Below are 16,195 nucleotides of genomic sequence, written 5' to 3'. Positions count from 1 at the left end.
ACCCGCCCGGACAATCGACTTTTGCGAAGAAGAGGCCCATCCTCTGCAAGCAACAGCCGCCGAACGGAAGTAGATGCCAGATCGGATGCTTCCTGGTCGAGCGGCTTTGCTTCATCGACCGGAGGAGGGGTCCTTGGCGAAGAGTGCGTTCAAATACTGCGATCTCGTCATGAAGGGCGGCATCACCAGCGGCATCGTCTACCCCAACGCGGCCCTGAAGCTGTCGAAGCAATATCGGTTCAAGAGCATCGGCGGGACGTCCGTCGGCGCGATTGCCGCGGCCGCATGCGCCGCCGCCGCGGTCGGCGAACGGCGCAAGACTGTCGGACCTTACATCATTCAGACCCCGACGCTGGCCGGTTTCGATGGTCTGACCGGAGTATCCGAGGCGCTTGCCCGTGAAGGTTTCATCTTCAGCCTCTTCCAACCCGCCTCGGGGGCGAAGAACGCCTACAGGCTGGTTGTCGTGCTTGCCTGCAATGCCGGCCTGCTTCGCAAGTTCCTGCGGACGGTCTTCGCGGTGGTCGCGATCGCGCCGCTCGAAACATTTGGACTGTTTGCCCTGCTCTGCTGGGGATGGTGGGCCGCGGGATTTTTCTCAACCCCCTTGGCGATCGCATTGCACGCAATTCCCTCGTTCCTCGGCGCCTATGCCGTCGGCGCGATCCTTGCCGCCCTGCGTGTCGCGCGCGTCGCGCGGCGCAACCTTCTCGGCCTTTGCTCCGGCAAGCGGCGCGTCGGCCGCGCCCGCGGGGAGGCGAAACCGGCGCTCACCGATTGGCTGCATGAGACGCTTCAGAACCTATCCGGCCAGGCCACCGACAGGCCGCTCCTGTTCGAGGATCTGTGGAAGGCGCCCCGCTATCCGCACGAGCCTCAATCGCGTCATGCCGTTTCGCTGACGATGATCACAACCGATGTCTCGCACAGCGAACCCCGCAGCCTGCCCTTCGACAAGGACACGCATTTCTGGTTCCTCCAGCGCGAGTTCGATGCCCTGTTTCCCGAGGACCTCGTCGACTGGATGATCGGGGAATCCGGTGAGCGGCATACCGTCAAGGGCGAAACCTATTATCGCCTGCCGACATATGGGAAGCTCCCGGTTCTGGTTGCCACGCGCATGAGCCTCAGCTTCCCGCTGCTGATCAGCGCTGTTCCCCTGCACGAAATGTTCACCCCCGGCGCGGCTGACGGCGCGAATGCACCGGCACCCAAAAGGGACAGGCCGAAAACAACGCTGGAGGCGACCGACTCGCTGGCCGCCGGCGGTGCCGAACAGGCATCCGATACGGTTCATTTCCGTCGCTGCTGGTTTTCCGACGGCGGCATCTGCAGCAACTTCCCCATCCACCTGTTCGACGCGCCGCTGCCGCGCTGGCCGACCTTCGCCATCGACCTCGTCTATCCCGATGCAAGTGACACCAGGAAGGACCGCGACGTCTTTCTGCCGAAACCCGATGACGGCTGGCAGGCCCAGTATCAATCGATCGCCAGCATGATGCCCATCAAGGAGATCGCCGCCTTCATTTTCGGCATCATCGCGACAATGCAGAACTGGCGCGATCTGCTCCAGTCGCGGGCTCCCGGCAATCGGGAGCGGATCGTCCACGTCCCCCTCAACGAGGATGAGGGCGGCATGAACCTGAACATGGGCGCGGACATCCTGAGGCAGGTCTCCCAGAAGGGCACGCGGGCCGGCGAGAAATTCGCGGAGTTCTCCTTCGACGCCCACTACTGGACGCGCTGGCGCAATCTGGCGTCAGCCATGCAGCGTTACACGATCAAGGTCGCCGAGAGCGCGGACTACAAGCCGAAGATTGCCGACTATGTGCAGGCCTATGAGACGGCCCGCACCTCGAACCCGGTGCCGCCCTTCGCCTTCGAGGGCGCCGTGCAGCGCGAGGAGGCGCGGAAGCTGCTGGAAGGGCTTATAGCCAAGGGCCATCAATGGAAGGACGACGGGCCCGACTTCAGCAACACCGCGCCACGGCCGCTGCCGCAAATGCAGATCACGCTGACCTACTGATCGATTCAGATCACGTTGAGTTCGCGAAACGCCCGCCCCTCGGCCACCCGGCCATAGCCGAACGCCGAGCAGTCGATCGTGCGGTAGCCGCCATGCACGATCAGCTCGGCCAACGCCTTGCCGACCGCCGGCGCCTGCTGCAGGCCGTGGCCGGAAAAGCCGTTGGCGAAGAGGAAGTTTTCGACCTCCGGATGCGGCCCGATCACCGCGTTCTGGTCGAGCGTGTTGTAGTCGTAGTGGCCGACCCAGGCGCGCGTCGGCTTGATCGCCTCGAAGGCGGGAATGCGGGTGGCGAGCACCGGCCAGATCACCTCCTCGAACAGCGGCCATTCCACCTCGAAATCCTTGGGATCGGGAGCGTGATCGCCTTCCTCCGGCTCGGCACCGCCGGTGATGTAGACCGAGCCTTCCGGCCGCACATAGATGCCGGAGGGATCGACCAGCAGCGGCATGTCGGCATATTTCTCGCGCGCCTCGAAGACGAAGACGTTGCGCTTGCGCGGCTCGACCGGCAGCTCGAGCCCGGCAAGAGCGGCGACCTTGCCGGCATTCGGCCCGGCGGCGTTGACGACGATGCCGGCTGTAAGCGTCTCGCCATTGTCGAGGCTGACGCCGGTGACGCGATCGCCCTCGCGCGCGATGCCGGTGACGTCAGCCGTGATGAAATCGATCTTCTTGTCGCGCAGCGCCTTGCGGAACAGCATCAGCATCGCATGCGCGTCGAACCAGCCCTCGCCGCTGCGGCCATAGGCGCCGGCTGAAATGCCCTCGGCCGACAGCCAGGGGAAGCGACGCGTCAGCTGCTCAGCATCCTCGAGCACGATGTCGGCGCCCTCGGCGATCTGCGCCGCGTGGTTGGCCTTGAGGATCGGCAGCCCGTTCTCGCCGGCGAGGATCAGATAGCCGCCTTCGCGAAAGCCGATATCGGCGTCGGCGCCAAAAGTCTCCTTCAGCCGCCGGAACAGTTTCAGCGTGAACTGCGACAGGCGGATGTTTTCCGGGATCGAGAATTGCTGGCGGATCGAAGCGCAGGACAGCGTCGTGGCGGCATGGGAAAATTGCGGATCGCGCTCGATGAGCGCGATCGAGCCCGAAAACCCCTCCTCGCGCAAATAATAGGCGATCGAGGAGCCGACGATGGCTCCGCCGATGATGACGATGTCGTAGCGCACTTTTTTCTCCGATCCGGCCGCCGGCATCCTTCACGCCGCCGGCAGGTTGATCTCGAAGCGCGTGCCGCACTCGCTGTCAACCAGCCTGATCGTGCCATCATGCGCTTTCAGGAGGGCCAGCACGATGCCGAGCCCCATGCCGGTGCCGCCGGACTCGCGCCGCGTGGTGAAGAACGGCTCGAAGACCTTGTTACGATTGCTCGGCGAAATGCCGGCGCCGTCATCGCTCACCAGCACCGCCGCATTGCCGCCAGTGCCGCTTGCCGTGAGCGAAACCAGGCTGGCGCCATGCCGCGCCGAATTGTCGATCAGGTTGGCAAGCATGATCGCCGCGTTCTCGGCCGAGATGCGCAGGCCGATCCCGCCACCGGCCTCGACGCGGACCTCGAGCCGGTTGTCCGCTGGCAGCAGTGCCAGCGCCGCATCGAGCGAGGTGCTTTCGCCGCTGGGCGCGAGGTTTTCGGCGCGCGCCAGCTCGAGCAGCCGGCGCACCAGCAGATTCAGCCGCCCGGCATCGGTGACGATATTGTCCGAGAATCGCTTCCGCTCGGCCTCGTCCATGGCCCCGCCGGAATCGCGCAGCAGCTCCGCCGCGCCCTGGATCGCCGTCAGCGGTGACTTGAGCTCATGCGAGACATGGGTGGCAAATGTCTGGATGCTGTCGGAGCGCGCCTGCAGCTTCTCGGCCATATCGAGGAAGGCGGCGGACAGCTCGGCCATCTCGCGCGTGCCGTGATGGTCGAGCGGCTTGATCGCGGTGCGGTCGCCGGCGGCGATGCGCTTCGTCCGCTCGATCAGACCGTAGATCGGCCGGCTGACGGTGCGCAGGAAAACGAGGCCGATCAGCAGCGTGCCGCCGACAATGGCGATCGCCGCCAGGGTCACCTTGCCGCGCTCGCCATAGAGATGCTTGACGATGTTGTTCGGCGTCCGCGACAAATAGACCACGCCGGCGACCCGGCCTTCGACCTCGACCGGCATGGCGACGAAGACGCGCACCCTGGTGCCACGGCTGACCGAATAGAGCGGTGGCGCCGGCTGGTCGGGAATCCGGAGCCGGAGCGCGCTGGCATAGCGGCCGGCAAGCGCTTCGCGCACCTCCTCGACATTGCCCAGCGACAGGCCGACCTCCTCGCGCCCGGCGATGACCACACCCCGGGGATCGAGCAGCCGGAAGCCGGCCAGCGTCGTCCTCTGCGTTTGCACGAGAATGGCGGAGAGCTGCGCGCCGATCGCCGCGAAGGCGGGATCGGCAATTGCCGAGACCGGGGCGGGCCGCGTCGGCAGCACATAGTCGGAAGCAAGGTCCAGGCGCGGCTCGATGGGCTGGTACGGCTCGTTCGTGCTGGCGGCTCGGCCGGCGTCGGTGGCGATGGGCACCCCGAACTTTTCCGGCGCGATCCCGGCCTGACGCACATCCTCTGCATAGATGGCGGCCAGCACCGCGCCCTGCGCGATGAGCTCGGCCTCGGTCTGGCGGATCAGTTGGTTCTCATAGAGGCGGAAGAAGAACAGGCCGACCAGCGGCAGCGCCATCACCACGATCAGGATGGCGACCACCACCGTGGCCAGGCGCGGCCGCCATTTGTCGCCACTCCGGGAGTTCAGCCGCCGCATCGGCCGAGCCGGAAGCCGACGCCATGCACGGTCTCGATCGCATCCGTGCAGCCGGCCGCCGCCAGTTTGGCGCGGATGTTGCGGATATGGCTGTCGACGGTGCGCTCCGAGACATGGATGTTGGCGGCATAGGCATTGGCCATCACCGCCTCGCGGGCGAGCACATGGGTGGGGCGGGCGAGGAACCCTTTCAGGATCGAGAATTCTATGCCCGTCAGCGCCAGCGGCCTGCCGTCGAAGCTCGCGCCATGGCTGGCCGGCACCAGCACCAGCCCGCCACGCGCGAATTGCCGCTCTTCGGCCTCGGCCGGAGCGGGGCGGGCGCGGCGCAGGATGACGTTGACGCGGGCGACCAGCTCGCGCGGGCTGAACGGCTTGGTCACATAGTCGTCGCCGCCCATTTCCAGCCCGAGGATGCGGTCGATCTCCTCGTCGCGCGCGGACAGGAACAGCACCGGCACGTCGGATACCTGCCTGAGCCGCCGGCACACCTCCAGCCCGTCCATCTCCGGCATGCCGATGTCGAGCACAACGAGATCGGGCGCGCGGCGCTCGATCGCCCGCAGGGCGGCGGCGCCGTCAGCGACGCCTTGCGTCTTCATGCCGGCCTTTTCCAGCGCGAAGCAGATGATCTCGCGGATATGCGGATCGTCGTCGGCGACGAGAATGTTGTGCGGCATCGATCAGCGGCCCGGCACGTAAGGTTGGGAAGGCTGAGGAACCACGAGCGGGCCTCTTTTGTCGAGAGTGCGGATGAGCCGCCAGTCGCGAAAGCTCCAGGCGCGCCAGTTTTTCTGCTCGGCGCGGTAGGCGGCCTCGTCCCCGGCATGCCCGATGGCGAGGTCGCGCCGGCAAGGCTCGTCGGCGGCGGGCGCGCTCGCCTGGTGCGCGATGAAGCGGTCGAGGGCAGGAAATGCGCTCGCACCAAGCGAACGCACATACCAGGCATCGAGCGGAACGCCTTGCCCGGTCATCTCGTAGGAATGGTCGACATTGTAGTTGGCGATCGTTGCTGCAAAGTTGACGTAGCAGCAGGCATAAAGCGTCGCCGATAACGTCAGAAGATTGGCGGAAAGCAGCCATTCGCTGGATTTTCCGAGCGCGATGCGGGCGATGATCAGCGCAAGGCCGGCCGCCACCAAACCCATCCAGACGAAGGCGGCGATGCGCAGATAGGTCAGCGCATAGACGCCGATATAGAGGTCGAGCCTCAGCATCGACGAGATGACCAGCACGATGTTCTGCGCCACCCAGAGATAGACCAGCCGGCGGATCAGCGGATCCCGCGATGTCTCGCTGCCGGGCCTCAGCGCCGCCAGCACGAAACCGGCGGCGAGCAGCGCGGTAACGATCAGCGGATAGGCGCCGCGATGCGCATAGGCGGCGTAGGTCAGCCCGTCGGGCAGCGCCACGCCGCCCCACAGATAGGTGGCGTCGAGCCCGGTCTGCAGCGCGAACAGAAGGTTGAACACCACCAGCGCGCGCAGGATCGCCGCCTTGCCGAAGAGGACGTCCTCGACGGCCGTGCTTGCCGGCGCCGGCGGTTCCTTGCGGACGATCCGCGGTCTACGCGGCAGGCGGCGGAAGAACCGCGGCAGGCGCGGGCGCAGGAAGGCCCAAACACCGGCGAGCGCAAACAGCCAGAAGACCAGGCGCGGCAGCTGGATGAGGTCGAGGAGTGCAAAAAGGTCGATCAGCGAGAACCAGTATTCGATGACCGGATTGGCGGCACCAAACAGGGCCAGGAAGACCAGGCCGAGACCGAGCGGCATTACCCAGACGGCGACCGCCGCCAGCCGGATGCGCCGCCGGCCATGGCGCCGCGCCGCCTTGCGCCAGCGCACGAAGTCGCACGCGAACCGGAATGGCGCGGCGATGAAGAAGGCCGAGAGCTGGCCGGCGATGCGGGCGAGACCGGACCGCAGCCGCCCGGCGAGCGAAAGCGCGAGCGCCGCCATTGCAGCCAGCGTGATCGAGACCGACAGCGGACTGACGTTTTCGACCAGCGGCAGCAGCGCGGCGAGCAGGGCGGCAAGCTTGATCCAGAGCCTGCGGTCGTTGAAGGCCAGGGAATTGAGGGATAGGGGGTTGAGGGTCGCGATCGCGGCGGCGAGCACCATGCCGAACAGGAAAAGCGTGATGCCCACCGGCTGGTCATAGAAGAAAAAATCTGCCAGCCCGACCAGCAGCACGGCGACGCCGAAGCGCTGGCAATAGCCCGGCGCCGGCCCGAGAATACCTATCATGAGCGGGTTTTCCTGGCTTTTACCGGCGCATAGCGCGGTGGCGATCTCGGCACGAATGGCAAAAGCGTCGCCGTCGGCCGCACCCTCGGCGGATCGGCCAGCCACCAGCCATCGCTGCGCAGCCGGTAGGGCAGGGACCAACGGGGCTTCTCGTGTGCTTGCATGCCGTCCTGTTTCGGCGGTTCGCGAGGACCGAACGGGGCAGATCGGAGGAGCTTTTCTGCAACTGCGTGCACTTTTCGTGCAGGCTTTTCCAGACGGCGGCGCCGGCTTCCGAAGATTGGCTCGTCTTCGGCGCGCTATTGCTCTGTGTGCTTGCCTCCATCGCCCGCAAACGGCATAGATCGGGAATGCAAACCTACCGCCCGCGCCGCTCGGTGCTCTACATCCCGGCCTCCAACGACAGGGCGCTGGCCAAGATCGCCACGCTTGCCTGCGATGCCGTGATCATCGACCTGGAAGATGGCGTGCCGCCCGCCGACAAGGTCGCGGCGCGCGAAAAACTGGCAGGCATTCTGGCCGAACGCCCGAACCGGCGCTGCGAAATGATCGTGCGCGTCAATGCGCTGGCCAGCCAATGGGGCGTCGACGACTTGCTGGCGGCAGCGAAAGGCGAAGCCGACGGTATCCTTCTGTCCAAGGTGGTCACGCCGCGCGAGGTGCTGGAGGCCGGCGACCTGCTCGACGACAATTTCGCGCCCGACACGGTGAGGCTATGGACGATGGTGGAAACGCCGAAAGCCCTGCTCAACATCGGCGCCCTTGCCGAGCTGGGTCGAGATCCAGCCTCGCGACTGGCTTGTTTCGTTGCCGGAACGAATGACCTGGTCAAGGAGACCGGCATACTGGCGACGCCCGACCGGCGCTATCTGATGCCCTGGCTGATGCAATTGGTGCTGGCCGCGCGCGCCGGCGGCCTCGATGTGCTGGACGGCGTCGCCAATGATTTTCGCGATGCTGACGGCTTTGCCCGGGAATGCGCGGAAGCAGCCGCCATGGGCTTCGACGGCAAGTCGCTGATCCATCCGGCGCAGATCGAGGCGGCGAACCAGGCCTTCGCGCCGGCGCCGGAGGCTCTCGCCCAGGCGCGCGCGGTGAAGGCGGCCTTTGCGCTTCCCGAAAATGCCGGCAAGGGCGTGATCGCGCTCGACGGCAAAATGGTCGAGCGGCTACACCTGGCCCAGGCCGAGAAACTTCTGGCGAAGGCCGCCGCCATCGGCGCATGATGGGCCTTGGCGCGGCCGCAGCAATTCATGGGGACTTTAGGAAATGAAACTCTACCGCTTTCTGTCCGCTCCCGACGATTCCACCTTCTGCCACAAGGTGACGGCGGCGCTGAACAAGGGCTGGCACCTGTTCGGCTCGCCGACCTATGCCTATGACAAGAAGACCAAATCGATGCGCTGCGGCCAGGCGGTGGTCAAGGATGTCGAAGGCCAGGAATACACGCCCGACACCAAGCTCAGCGACTGGTAGGCGCTGGTCGCTGCTGCGCTAATCCTTCAATGCTGGTGGGACAGCACCCCCCTCTGGCCTACCGGCCATCTCCCCCTCAAGGGGGGAGATTGGCTGTTTCAGCGCCTCGCTCATTCCTTGCAACGTTGGAGATTTGCGAAAGCCGGTGTGCCGTCCGATCTCCCCCCCTTGAGGGGGAGATGCCCGGCAGGGCAGAGGGGGGGGCGAAGGAACTCGGCCGGAATGGCGCTACGCGCTCACGCCGTCTGCTCCGCCGCCTCCTCGATCCGCTCCATGTCGTCGTCCGACAGGCCGAAATGGTGACCGATCTCGTGGATCAGCACATGGGTGACGATGTCGCCCAGCGTGTCCTCGTTCTCGGCCCAATAGTCGAGGATGGCGCGGCGGTAGAGCGTGATGCGGTTCGGCCCCTCGCCGGTCTGCGGGTTCCAGCGTTCGGCGATGCCGCGCCCCTCGAAGAGGCCGAGCAGGTCGAACGGCGTCTCCAGCGACAGGTCGTCCATGATCTCGTCGGTCGGGAAGTCGGCGATCAGGATGACGATCTCGCCGGTCAGCTTGCGGAAATCCTCCGGCAGATGGGCGTAAGTCTCCAGCGCCAGGAACTCCATCTCCTCCATCGACGGCGAAAGCTGGTCGTGCCAGGTGCGGGTCTGGTAGATGCGGGCCATTCTTTGTCCTTTGACCTCGGCATATAGGCTTTCGCGCCGGTCGAGGCAAATGATGCGGCAATTGCTGTTTCATATCCTTTGCTGCTGCCGGGGAATCGAGTGCGGGTCAGTTCCGGCCATGTATCAGGAGCTCCCCATGCCGGACCTTTCCACCCTTGGACTTTTCGCGATTGCCTGCCTCGCTTTGACCGCGACGCCGGGGCCGGACATGCTTTTGATCGCATCCCGCAGCGCCAGCCAGGGGAGCGCCGCGGGCCTGGCGACCTATGTCGGCATCGCCGCCGGCACCTATTGCCACGCGCTCGCCGCTGCCTTCGGCCTGTCGCAACTGTTCCTTGCCGCTCCCATCGCCTACGACATCGTGCGTTATGCCGGCGCCGCCTACCTGGCATATCTCGCCTGGAAAGCGTTCCGTTCCGACGGAGCAGCGCTTGCGCCGGTCGCCGGCCTCGCGCGCTACTCGCAAGGGCGCATCGTCCGGCAGGGGCTGTTGACCAATCTCCTCAACCCGAAAATGGCGCTGTTCGTGCTGGCGCTTTTCCCACAGTTCGTGCAGCCGCAAGCCGGTTCGGTGGCGGGGCAGATACTGGTGCTGGCGACCGTGCTCAACCTGATCGGGCTGGTCGTCAATGGCCTGGTCATCCTGACCGCCAGCCGGATCGGTGCGGCACTGTCGAGGCGCACGCGGTTTCAGCGGGCGCCCCAACTGTTGCTGGGAACCGTATTTGCAGGGCTTGCGGCCCGGCTGGCCTTCGGTGGCCAGCGCTAGTTCCGCGGGGCAGATGTTTGATGGGTCGTGACGAGCTGTATGCCTTGGCGATTGGCCGAGACGCCTTCGTCATCCACGGGCGGAGCAAGGAGCGAAGCGACGCGGCGCAGACCCGAGGATCCATGCCGCGACATTGAGGCGTTGCCACGGTGCAGAATTTCTGCACCGTCACGCTCCACGTCCGAGGTAACGGAATGGATCCCAGGGTTCTCCGCGACGCCGCTGCGCGGCTGCTTCGCCCAGGGATGACGAAATCACGGATGGCTGCGACCAAGCCGAATGTAGGCCCCGCTGCCACTTAACGAAGGAATAAATTCCTTCTGACTCTGCTTGACTCTTGGGGCACCCTCTGGAATCTATAAGAACATAACAGGAACAATGCTGCTGAAAGTTGACCGTCATGGCGATGACCGCCGTGGCGCGGGAGACTGTTTTTGCCCTGCGCCGCCAGATCGCGAAGATCGAGGGAACGCTGCCCGAGCGCCTGGCGGCGCCGGCCGGCGCGTCGCCCGCGCCGGCAGGCGCGTCGCCTGGCGCTCCCGACATCGCCGATATCACGGTGGTTCGGCGCGGCCTTGCCGTTGCGACGCCGGATGCCTTCCTGCGCACCGGCATCGAGCCGCTCGACGCAGCGCTCGGCGGCGGCCTGCCGAAGGCGGCGCTGAGCGAGATCCACGGCGCCGAGACCCGCGACGCCGGAGCCGTCGCCGGCTTTGCCCTGTCGCTTGCCAGCCTGATCCTCGCGCGGCAGCCGGGATCGCCCGTGCTGTGGATCGGCACGTCGGAGATTTTCCGCGAGGCCGGCTTTCCCTATGCCGGCGGGCTGCAGGGCCTGTTCGGCATCGCGCCGGAACAATTGCTGTTTTCCGAGGCGCCAAGGCTGCTCGACGCGCTGTGGATCGCCGAGGAAGCCGCCCGCATGACGGCGCTCGCCGCCGTCATCCTCGAGATCCGCGGCAGCCCGCGGATCCTCGACCTCACCGCGACGCGGCGGCTGCACGCCCGCGCCCAGGACGCCGGCCGCCCGGTCCTCCTGCTGCGTCAGGCCGGCGAGGCCGAACCGACCGCGGCGCCCGTGCGCCTGATCGTGTCGGCCGCACCCTCGGCAGGCCGCGCAACCATCGCCGGGCCGCTGGCCGGCTCGATCGGCCGCCCCGCCTTCACCGTCGGCATCGGCAAGAGCCGCACGGCGCTGCCCGGACAATTCACACTGGAGTGGAACCCCGATGAACACGCATTCGAGGAAAGAAGCGCCCAGGAAGAACGGGCAAAGGATCCTGTCGCTGTGGTTTCCGCATCTCGCCGCCGACCGCATCCTGCGCCAGCGCCTGGGACGGTCCTGGCGTTCCCGGCCGTCGGATCGCCGGCGCTCACCTCACCCACCGCTGGTGATCAGCCATCGCGACATGAACGCCCAGCGCATCGCCGCCCTCGACGAGCGGGCTGAGGCGCTGCATCTGAAGCGCGGCATGGGCATCGCCGACGCGCGCGCCATGCACCCGATGATCGACATCGTCGAGGCCGATCCCGAGGCCGACCGCCGCCTGCTCGAAGGCCTCGCCGACTGGTGCGACCGCTACACGCCGCTGGTGGCGATCGACGGCGCCGACGGCCTGTTCCTCGACGTCACCGGCTGCACGCATCTGTTCGGCGGCGAACGCGCCATGCAGGACGAGATCCTCACCCGTTTCTTCCAGCAGGGTTTCGATGTCCGCGCCGGGCTCGCCTCGACGCCCGGCGCCGCCTGGGCGGCGGCGCATTTTCATGGCGACCGCATCGTCGCGGTCGGCGAGGAGGAGGCGCTTCTGGTGCCCTTGCCGCTCTCAGCACTGCGCATCGAGCCTGAGACCCGCGCCAGCCTGGAAAGCGTCGGCCTGCGCACGACGGGCGCGGTGATGGCGGCGCCCCGCGCGCCGCTTGCCCGCCGCTTCGGCGCCTCTCTGCTGCTGCGCCTCGACCAGGCGCTCGGCCGCCTCGACGAGGCGGTGTCGCCGCGCCTGCCGGTGGCGCCGCTCTCGGTCGAGCGCCACCTTGCCGAGCCGGTCGTGCTGACCGACGACATCGAGCGGCTGGTGAGCCGGCTGGCCACGGCGCTGAAGAGCGATCTCGAACGGCGCGGCGAGGGCGCGAGGGCGCTGGCGCTGCTGCTCTTTCGCGTCGACGGCGCCGTCAGCCGCATCGCCGTCGGCACCTCGCGCCCGCTGCGCGAGCCGTCGCTGATCCGCAGACTCTTCCATGAGCGGCTTGCCGCACTCGAACAGGACATCGACGCCGGCTACGGTTTCGACCTCGTGCGCCTCTCGGTGCTGTCGGCCGCGGCCTTCGATATGCAGCAGACCGACCTCACCGGCGAGGCCAACGACGACGACGCCGATATCGCGCTGTTCGCCGACCGCGTCCGCGCCCGCCTCGGCGAGGCCGCGGTGCTGCGGCCAGTCACCGTCGAGAGCCATTTGCCGGAGCGCGCCGTCGCCATCGTCCCTTTCTCCGAGGCGCCGCAAAGGCGCGCGCCGCGGCAACGGCTTGAGCGCACCGTTCCGCCGGCGACCATCTATCCGCCGGAGCGGCCGATCCGCCTGTTTTCCTCGCCCGAGCCGATCGAGGTGCCCGCCACCGAGATGCCCGAGGGACCGCCGATGAATTTCCGCTGGCGGCGCGCGCTCTACCGCGTCACCCGCGCCGAGGGGCCGGAACGCATCGCCCCGGAATGGTGGCGTCAACTGCCCGGCGATGGGGAAGCGCCGACCCGCGACTATTTCCGCATCGAGGACAGCGACGGCCGCCGTTACTGGCTCTACCGCCAGGGTCTTTACGGCGCGTCCGAGACGCCGCCGCGCTGGTTCATGCACGGGGTCTTCGCATGAACGCGCTCGCCGCCACCGCCTATGCCGAATTCGGCATCCAGTCGAATTTCTCCTTCCTGCGCGGCGCCTCCAAGCCGGAGGAGCTGGTGGTGACGGCGAAATTCCTCGGCTTCTCCTCGATCGGACTTGCCGACCGCAACACGGTGGCCGGCGTCGTGCGCGCCTGGCAGCAGGCCAGGGTGGAGACGCTTGCCTATCATCCCGGCTGCCGCCTGGTGTTCGGCGACGGCACGCCCGACATCCTTGCCTATCCGCGCGACCGCGCCGGCTGGGGGCATCTGTGCCGCATGCTGACGCAGGCCAATCTGCGCGACGAGAACGAGAAGGGCGCGACGCTGTTGAGGCTGGGCGACCTGCTCGAATGGGGGGATTTGATGTCGCTGGCGGTCCTGCCCGAGCTGTCCGCAAACGTCGAGGCCGGCCTTGCGATGCTTAGCCGGCTGAAGGATCGCTTCGGCGGCGCCCTTCGGCTTGCCGTCTCGCCGGACTATCGCGGCAACGACCGTTTCCGCATCGAGCAGGCGGCGGCGATGGCAGATCGGCTGGGCATGCCGCTGATGGCGACCAACGATGTCCTCTACCACAGCGCCGGGCGCCGCTCGCTGCAGGATGTGCTCACCGCGATCCGCCTCAACACGCCCGTCGCCGCGGTGGGGCTGGAGCTGGCGGCCAATGCCGAGCGTCATCTGAAGCCGCCGCAGGAAATGGCCAGGCTTTTCCGCCGTCACCCGCAGGCGCTGGCGGAGACGCTGCGCTTCGCCGGCGAGCTGAGTTTTTCGCTGAGCGACCTGCAGTACAACTATCCGGACGAGCCGACCATATCCGGCCTCGGGCCACAGGCCGAGCTTGAGCGGTTGGCCAGGGAGGGGGCCGCCACGCGCTATCCGGCCGGCGTCCCCGCTTCCGTCTTGCAGCGCATCGAGGAAGAGCTCGCTCTGATCGAGCGCCTGAACTATGCGCGCTACTTCCTCACCGTTTACGACATCGTCCAGTTCGCCCGCAGCCAGCATATCCTTTGCCAGGGCCGCGGCTCCGCTGCCAATTCCATCGTCTGCTTCTGCATCGGCATCACCGAAGTCGGCCCCGACCGGATCGACACGCTGTTCGAGCGCTTCATCTCCGAGGAGCGCAACGAGCCGCCCGACATCGATGTCGACTTCGAGCATGAAAGGCGTGACGAAGTCATCGCCTATATCTACCAAAAATACAGCGCCAAGCGCACCGCGCTCGCCGCCGCCGTCATCAGCTATCGCGGCCGCTCGGCTTTGCGCGAAGTAGCCAAGGCCATGGGCCTCTCCGAGGATGTCCGCACCGCGCTGTCCAGCTCGATCTGGGGCTGGTCGACCTCCGAGCTCGGCGAGAAGGAGGCAGCCGCCGGCGGCATCGACCGCACCGATCCGCTGGCCAGGCAGGTGATCGAGCATGCCAACGAGATCATGGGCTTTCCCCGCCACCTCTCGCAGCATGTCGGCGGCTTCGTCATCACCAGGGACCGGCTCGACGAGGTCGTGCCCATCGTCAAGACGGCGATGGACGAGCGCAAGATGGTCGAATGGGACAAGGACGACCTCGACGCGGTCAAGATCCTCAAGGTCGACGTGCTGGCGCTCGGCATGCTGACCTGCCTGAAGCGGGCCTTCACGCTGCTCACGCAGCATTATCCGGACGCGCGGGACGCCTATAGCCAACCCTATGTGCTGGCCACCCTCCCGGAGGAGGATCGCCGTGTCTACGACATGATCGGCCGCGCCGATACGCTTGGCGTCTTCCAGATCGAATCGCGTGCCCAGATGTCGATGCTGCCAAGGCTCAAACCGAAGGATTTCTACGACCTTGTCATCGAGGTGGCGATCGTTCGGCCAGGTCCAATCCAGGGCGACATGGTCCATCCTTATCTGCGCCGTCGGCAAGGCAAGGAGGCGCCCGAGTATCAAAAGCCAGAGCTGGAGGCGATCCTCAGCAAGACGCTGGGCGTGCCCCTGTTCCAGGAGCAGGCGATGAAGATCGCCATTGTCGCCGGCGGTTTCAAACCGGGCGAGGCCGACGAACTGCGCCGCGCCATGGCCACCTTCAAGCGCACCGGCACGATCGGCAATTACCGCCGGCGGATGATCGACGGCATGGTTGATAGGGGATACACCAAGGACTTCGCCGAGCGCTGTTTCAAGCAGATCGAAGGTTTTGGCGAATATGGCTTTCCCGAAAGCCATGCCGCTTCGTTCGCGCTGCTGGTCTACGCCTCCTGCTGGTTCAAAACCTTCTATCCCGACGTCTTCTGCGCCGCGATCCTGAACGCGCAGCCGATGGGTTTCTATCAGCCGGCGCAGCTCGTGCGCGATGCCCGCGACCATGGTGTGGAGGTGCGCGAGGTCGACATCAATTTCTCCGTCTGGGACTGCACGCTGGAGCAAACGGCCTTCGATCCGGCCCGCGTGCTTGCCCGCCATGCCGGGATGCGCGGCGTCATCGTAACTCGCCATGCCGTCCGCCTCGGCTTCCGCCAGATCAAGGGCCTGTCCGAGGAGCGCATGAAGCAGCTCGTCGACCGGCGCGGCTCCGGCTACGAGACCGTGCGCGACGTCTGGCTGCGCTCAGGCCTCGATGTCGGCGAGATCGAAAAGCTGGCGCAGGCCGACGCCTTCCGCTCGATCGGCCTCGACCGCCGCGCCGCGCTCTGGGCGGTGCGCGCGCTCGACGGCAAGAGCGCCGCCGAGAAGCTGCCGCTGTTCGACCAGCCGACGGTCCGCCTGCGCGAGCTGGAGCCGGAGACCAGGTTGCCGCAAATGCCGCTCGGCGAGCACGTCATCCACGACTACCGCTCGCTCGGCCTGTCCCTGAAGGCGCATCCGGTGGCTTTCCTGCGCGAGCGGCTCGACCGCGCCGGCGTCACCCCCAATGCGCGCCTGCCCGCCGTGCCGGACGGCAGGCGCGTCTCCGTCGCCGGCCTGGTGCTGGTGCGCCAGCGGCCCGGCAAGGGCAACGCGATCTTCCTGACGCTGGAGGACGAGAATTCCGTCGCCAACATCATTTTCTGGGAGAGGACCTTCACCCGCTTCCGGCCGATCGTCATGGGCGCGCGCTTCGTGCGCGTCACCGGCAAGCTGCAGCAGGAATCAGGCGTCATCCACATCGTCGCCGAGAAGATAGAGGATCTGACGCCCTGGCTGACCGTGCTTTTGGAGGAGATGACGCCGGCTTTGCCTGCCCCTCCGGACATCGCAACGCTGTCCGGCAAGGCGGAGAGCGTCATGCCCAAGGGTCGCAATTTTCAGTAGGCGCGGCCCCAACGACGTCATCATGCCAATGCTATCGAGATTGGCTGAGACATCCATGCCGTCGTCATCCTGGGGCGAAGCA

General features: G+C 66.6%; 12 protein-coding genes. 7 read left to right on the top strand and 5 right to left on the bottom strand.

What is annotated here, in order from left to right; translation table 11 throughout:
- The first annotated feature begins 133 nt into the window (after window positions 1–133).
- Window positions 134–2,026, top strand: a complete 1,893-nt coding sequence (locus JG743_RS04335) for a patatin-like phospholipase family protein (RefSeq protein WP_202298612.1) — start codon at window positions 134–136, stop codon at window positions 2,024–2,026.
- Between the two features lie 5 nt (window positions 2,027–2,031).
- Here JG743_RS04335 and JG743_RS04330 read toward each other — a convergent pair whose 3' ends face one another.
- From JG743_RS04330 to JG743_RS04315, 4 genes are read right to left on the bottom strand one after another with little or no spacing between them, the layout of a single operon-like run.
- Window positions 2,032–3,198: an NAD(P)/FAD-dependent oxidoreductase gene (locus JG743_RS04330; RefSeq protein ID WP_202298611.1), complete on the bottom strand. Its 1,167-nt coding sequence runs from the start codon at window positions 3,196–3,198 to the stop codon at window positions 2,032–2,034.
- 30 nt (window positions 3,199–3,228) lie between these two features.
- Window positions 3,229–4,815, bottom strand: coding sequence for an ATP-binding protein (locus tag JG743_RS04325; protein ID WP_202298610.1), 1,587 nt, complete (start codon window positions 4,813–4,815; stop codon window positions 3,229–3,231).
- Window positions 4,803–5,495 carry a response regulator transcription factor gene (locus JG743_RS04320; protein WP_202298609.1) on the bottom strand — a complete coding sequence of 231 codons (693 nt, stop codon included), beginning with the start codon at window positions 5,493–5,495 and terminating at the stop codon, window positions 4,803–4,805. Before JG743_RS04320 ends, JG743_RS04325 begins: the two co-directional genes overlap by 13 nt.
- A gap of 3 nt (window positions 5,496–5,498) precedes the next feature.
- On the bottom strand, window positions 5,499–7,061 hold the full coding sequence (locus JG743_RS04315) for a DUF4153 domain-containing protein (RefSeq protein ID WP_202302424.1): 1,563 nt from the start codon (window positions 7,059–7,061) through the stop codon (window positions 5,499–5,501).
- 350 nt (window positions 7,062–7,411) lie between these two features.
- Here JG743_RS04315 and JG743_RS04310 point away from each other — a divergent pair, with 350 nt between their 5' ends.
- On the top strand, window positions 7,412–8,287 hold the full coding sequence (locus JG743_RS04310) for an HpcH/HpaI aldolase/citrate lyase family protein (protein ID WP_202298608.1): 876 nt from the start codon (window positions 7,412–7,414) through the stop codon (window positions 8,285–8,287).
- A gap of 43 nt (window positions 8,288–8,330) precedes the next feature.
- Window positions 8,331–8,537, top strand: a complete 207-nt coding sequence (locus JG743_RS04305; RefSeq protein WP_202298607.1) for a DUF1737 domain-containing protein — start codon at window positions 8,331–8,333, stop codon at window positions 8,535–8,537.
- 236 nt (window positions 8,538–8,773) lie between these two features.
- Here the strand turns inward: JG743_RS04305 and JG743_RS04300 are convergent, their stop codons facing one another.
- Entirely contained in the window at window positions 8,774–9,205 is a 432-nt protein-coding gene (locus JG743_RS04300; protein WP_202298606.1) for a metallopeptidase family protein, read from the bottom strand.
- A 136-nt stretch (window positions 9,206–9,341) separates the two neighbouring features.
- Here JG743_RS04300 and JG743_RS04295 point away from each other — a divergent pair, with 136 nt between their 5' ends.
- From JG743_RS04295 to JG743_RS04285, 4 genes are all read left to right on the top strand, one after another.
- A complete protein-coding gene (locus tag JG743_RS04295; RefSeq protein ID WP_202298605.1) occupies window positions 9,342–9,974 on the top strand; it encodes a LysE family translocator in 633 nt (210 codons plus the stop codon).
- Between the two features lie 400 nt (window positions 9,975–10,374).
- A complete protein-coding gene (locus JG743_RS34095; RefSeq protein ID WP_244673059.1) occupies window positions 10,375–11,421 on the top strand; it encodes an ImuA family protein in 1,047 nt (348 codons plus the stop codon).
- Window positions 11,381–12,838 carry a DUF6504 family protein gene (locus JG743_RS04290; RefSeq protein WP_244673058.1) on the top strand — a complete coding sequence of 486 codons (1,458 nt, stop codon included), beginning with the start codon at window positions 11,381–11,383 and terminating at the stop codon, window positions 12,836–12,838. Before JG743_RS34095 ends, JG743_RS04290 begins: the two co-directional genes overlap by 41 nt.
- On the top strand, window positions 12,835–16,113 hold the full coding sequence (locus JG743_RS04285; RefSeq protein ID WP_202298603.1) for an error-prone DNA polymerase: 3,279 nt from the start codon (window positions 12,835–12,837) through the stop codon (window positions 16,111–16,113). Before JG743_RS04290 ends, JG743_RS04285 begins: the two co-directional genes overlap by 4 nt.
- The last annotated feature ends 82 nt before the right edge of the window (window positions 16,114–16,195 follow it).

Source organism: Mesorhizobium sp. 131-2-1 (assembly GCF_016756535.1).
GTDB lineage: Bacteria > Pseudomonadota > Alphaproteobacteria > Rhizobiales > Rhizobiaceae > Mesorhizobium.
This window is presented reverse-complemented; position numbering and strand designations above follow the sequence as displayed.

What these genes read in the sequence shown, in the direction of transcription:
- JG743_RS04325 (WP_202298610.1), bottom strand. Translation starts at nt 4,815, where the DNA reads ATGCGGCGGCTGAACTCCCGGAGTGGCGACAAATGGCGGCCGCGCCTG.
- JG743_RS04320 (WP_202298609.1), bottom strand. Translation starts at nt 5,495, where the DNA reads ATGCCGCACAACATTCTCGTCGCCGACGACGATCCGCATATCCGCGAG.
- JG743_RS04315 (WP_202302424.1), bottom strand. Translation starts at nt 7,061, where the DNA reads ATGATAGGTATTCTCGGGCCGGCGCCGGGCTATTGCCAGCGCTTCGGC.
- JG743_RS04310 (WP_202298608.1), top strand. Translation starts at nt 7,412, where the DNA reads ATGCAAACCTACCGCCCGCGCCGCTCGGTGCTCTACATCCCGGCCTCC.
- JG743_RS04305 (WP_202298607.1), top strand. Translation starts at nt 8,331, where the DNA reads ATGAAACTCTACCGCTTTCTGTCCGCTCCCGACGATTCCACCTTCTGC.
- JG743_RS04300 (WP_202298606.1), bottom strand. Translation starts at nt 9,205, where the DNA reads ATGGCCCGCATCTACCAGACCCGCACCTGGCACGACCAGCTTTCGCCG.
- JG743_RS04295 (WP_202298605.1), top strand. Translation starts at nt 9,342, where the DNA reads ATGCCGGACCTTTCCACCCTTGGACTTTTCGCGATTGCCTGCCTCGCT.
- JG743_RS34095 (WP_244673059.1), top strand. Translation starts at nt 10,375, where the DNA reads ATGGCGATGACCGCCGTGGCGCGGGAGACTGTTTTTGCCCTGCGCCGC.
- JG743_RS04290 (WP_244673058.1), top strand. Translation starts at nt 11,381, where the DNA reads ATGAACGCCCAGCGCATCGCCGCCCTCGACGAGCGGGCTGAGGCGCTG.
- JG743_RS04285 (WP_202298603.1), top strand. Translation starts at nt 12,835, where the DNA reads ATGAACGCGCTCGCCGCCACCGCCTATGCCGAATTCGGCATCCAGTCG.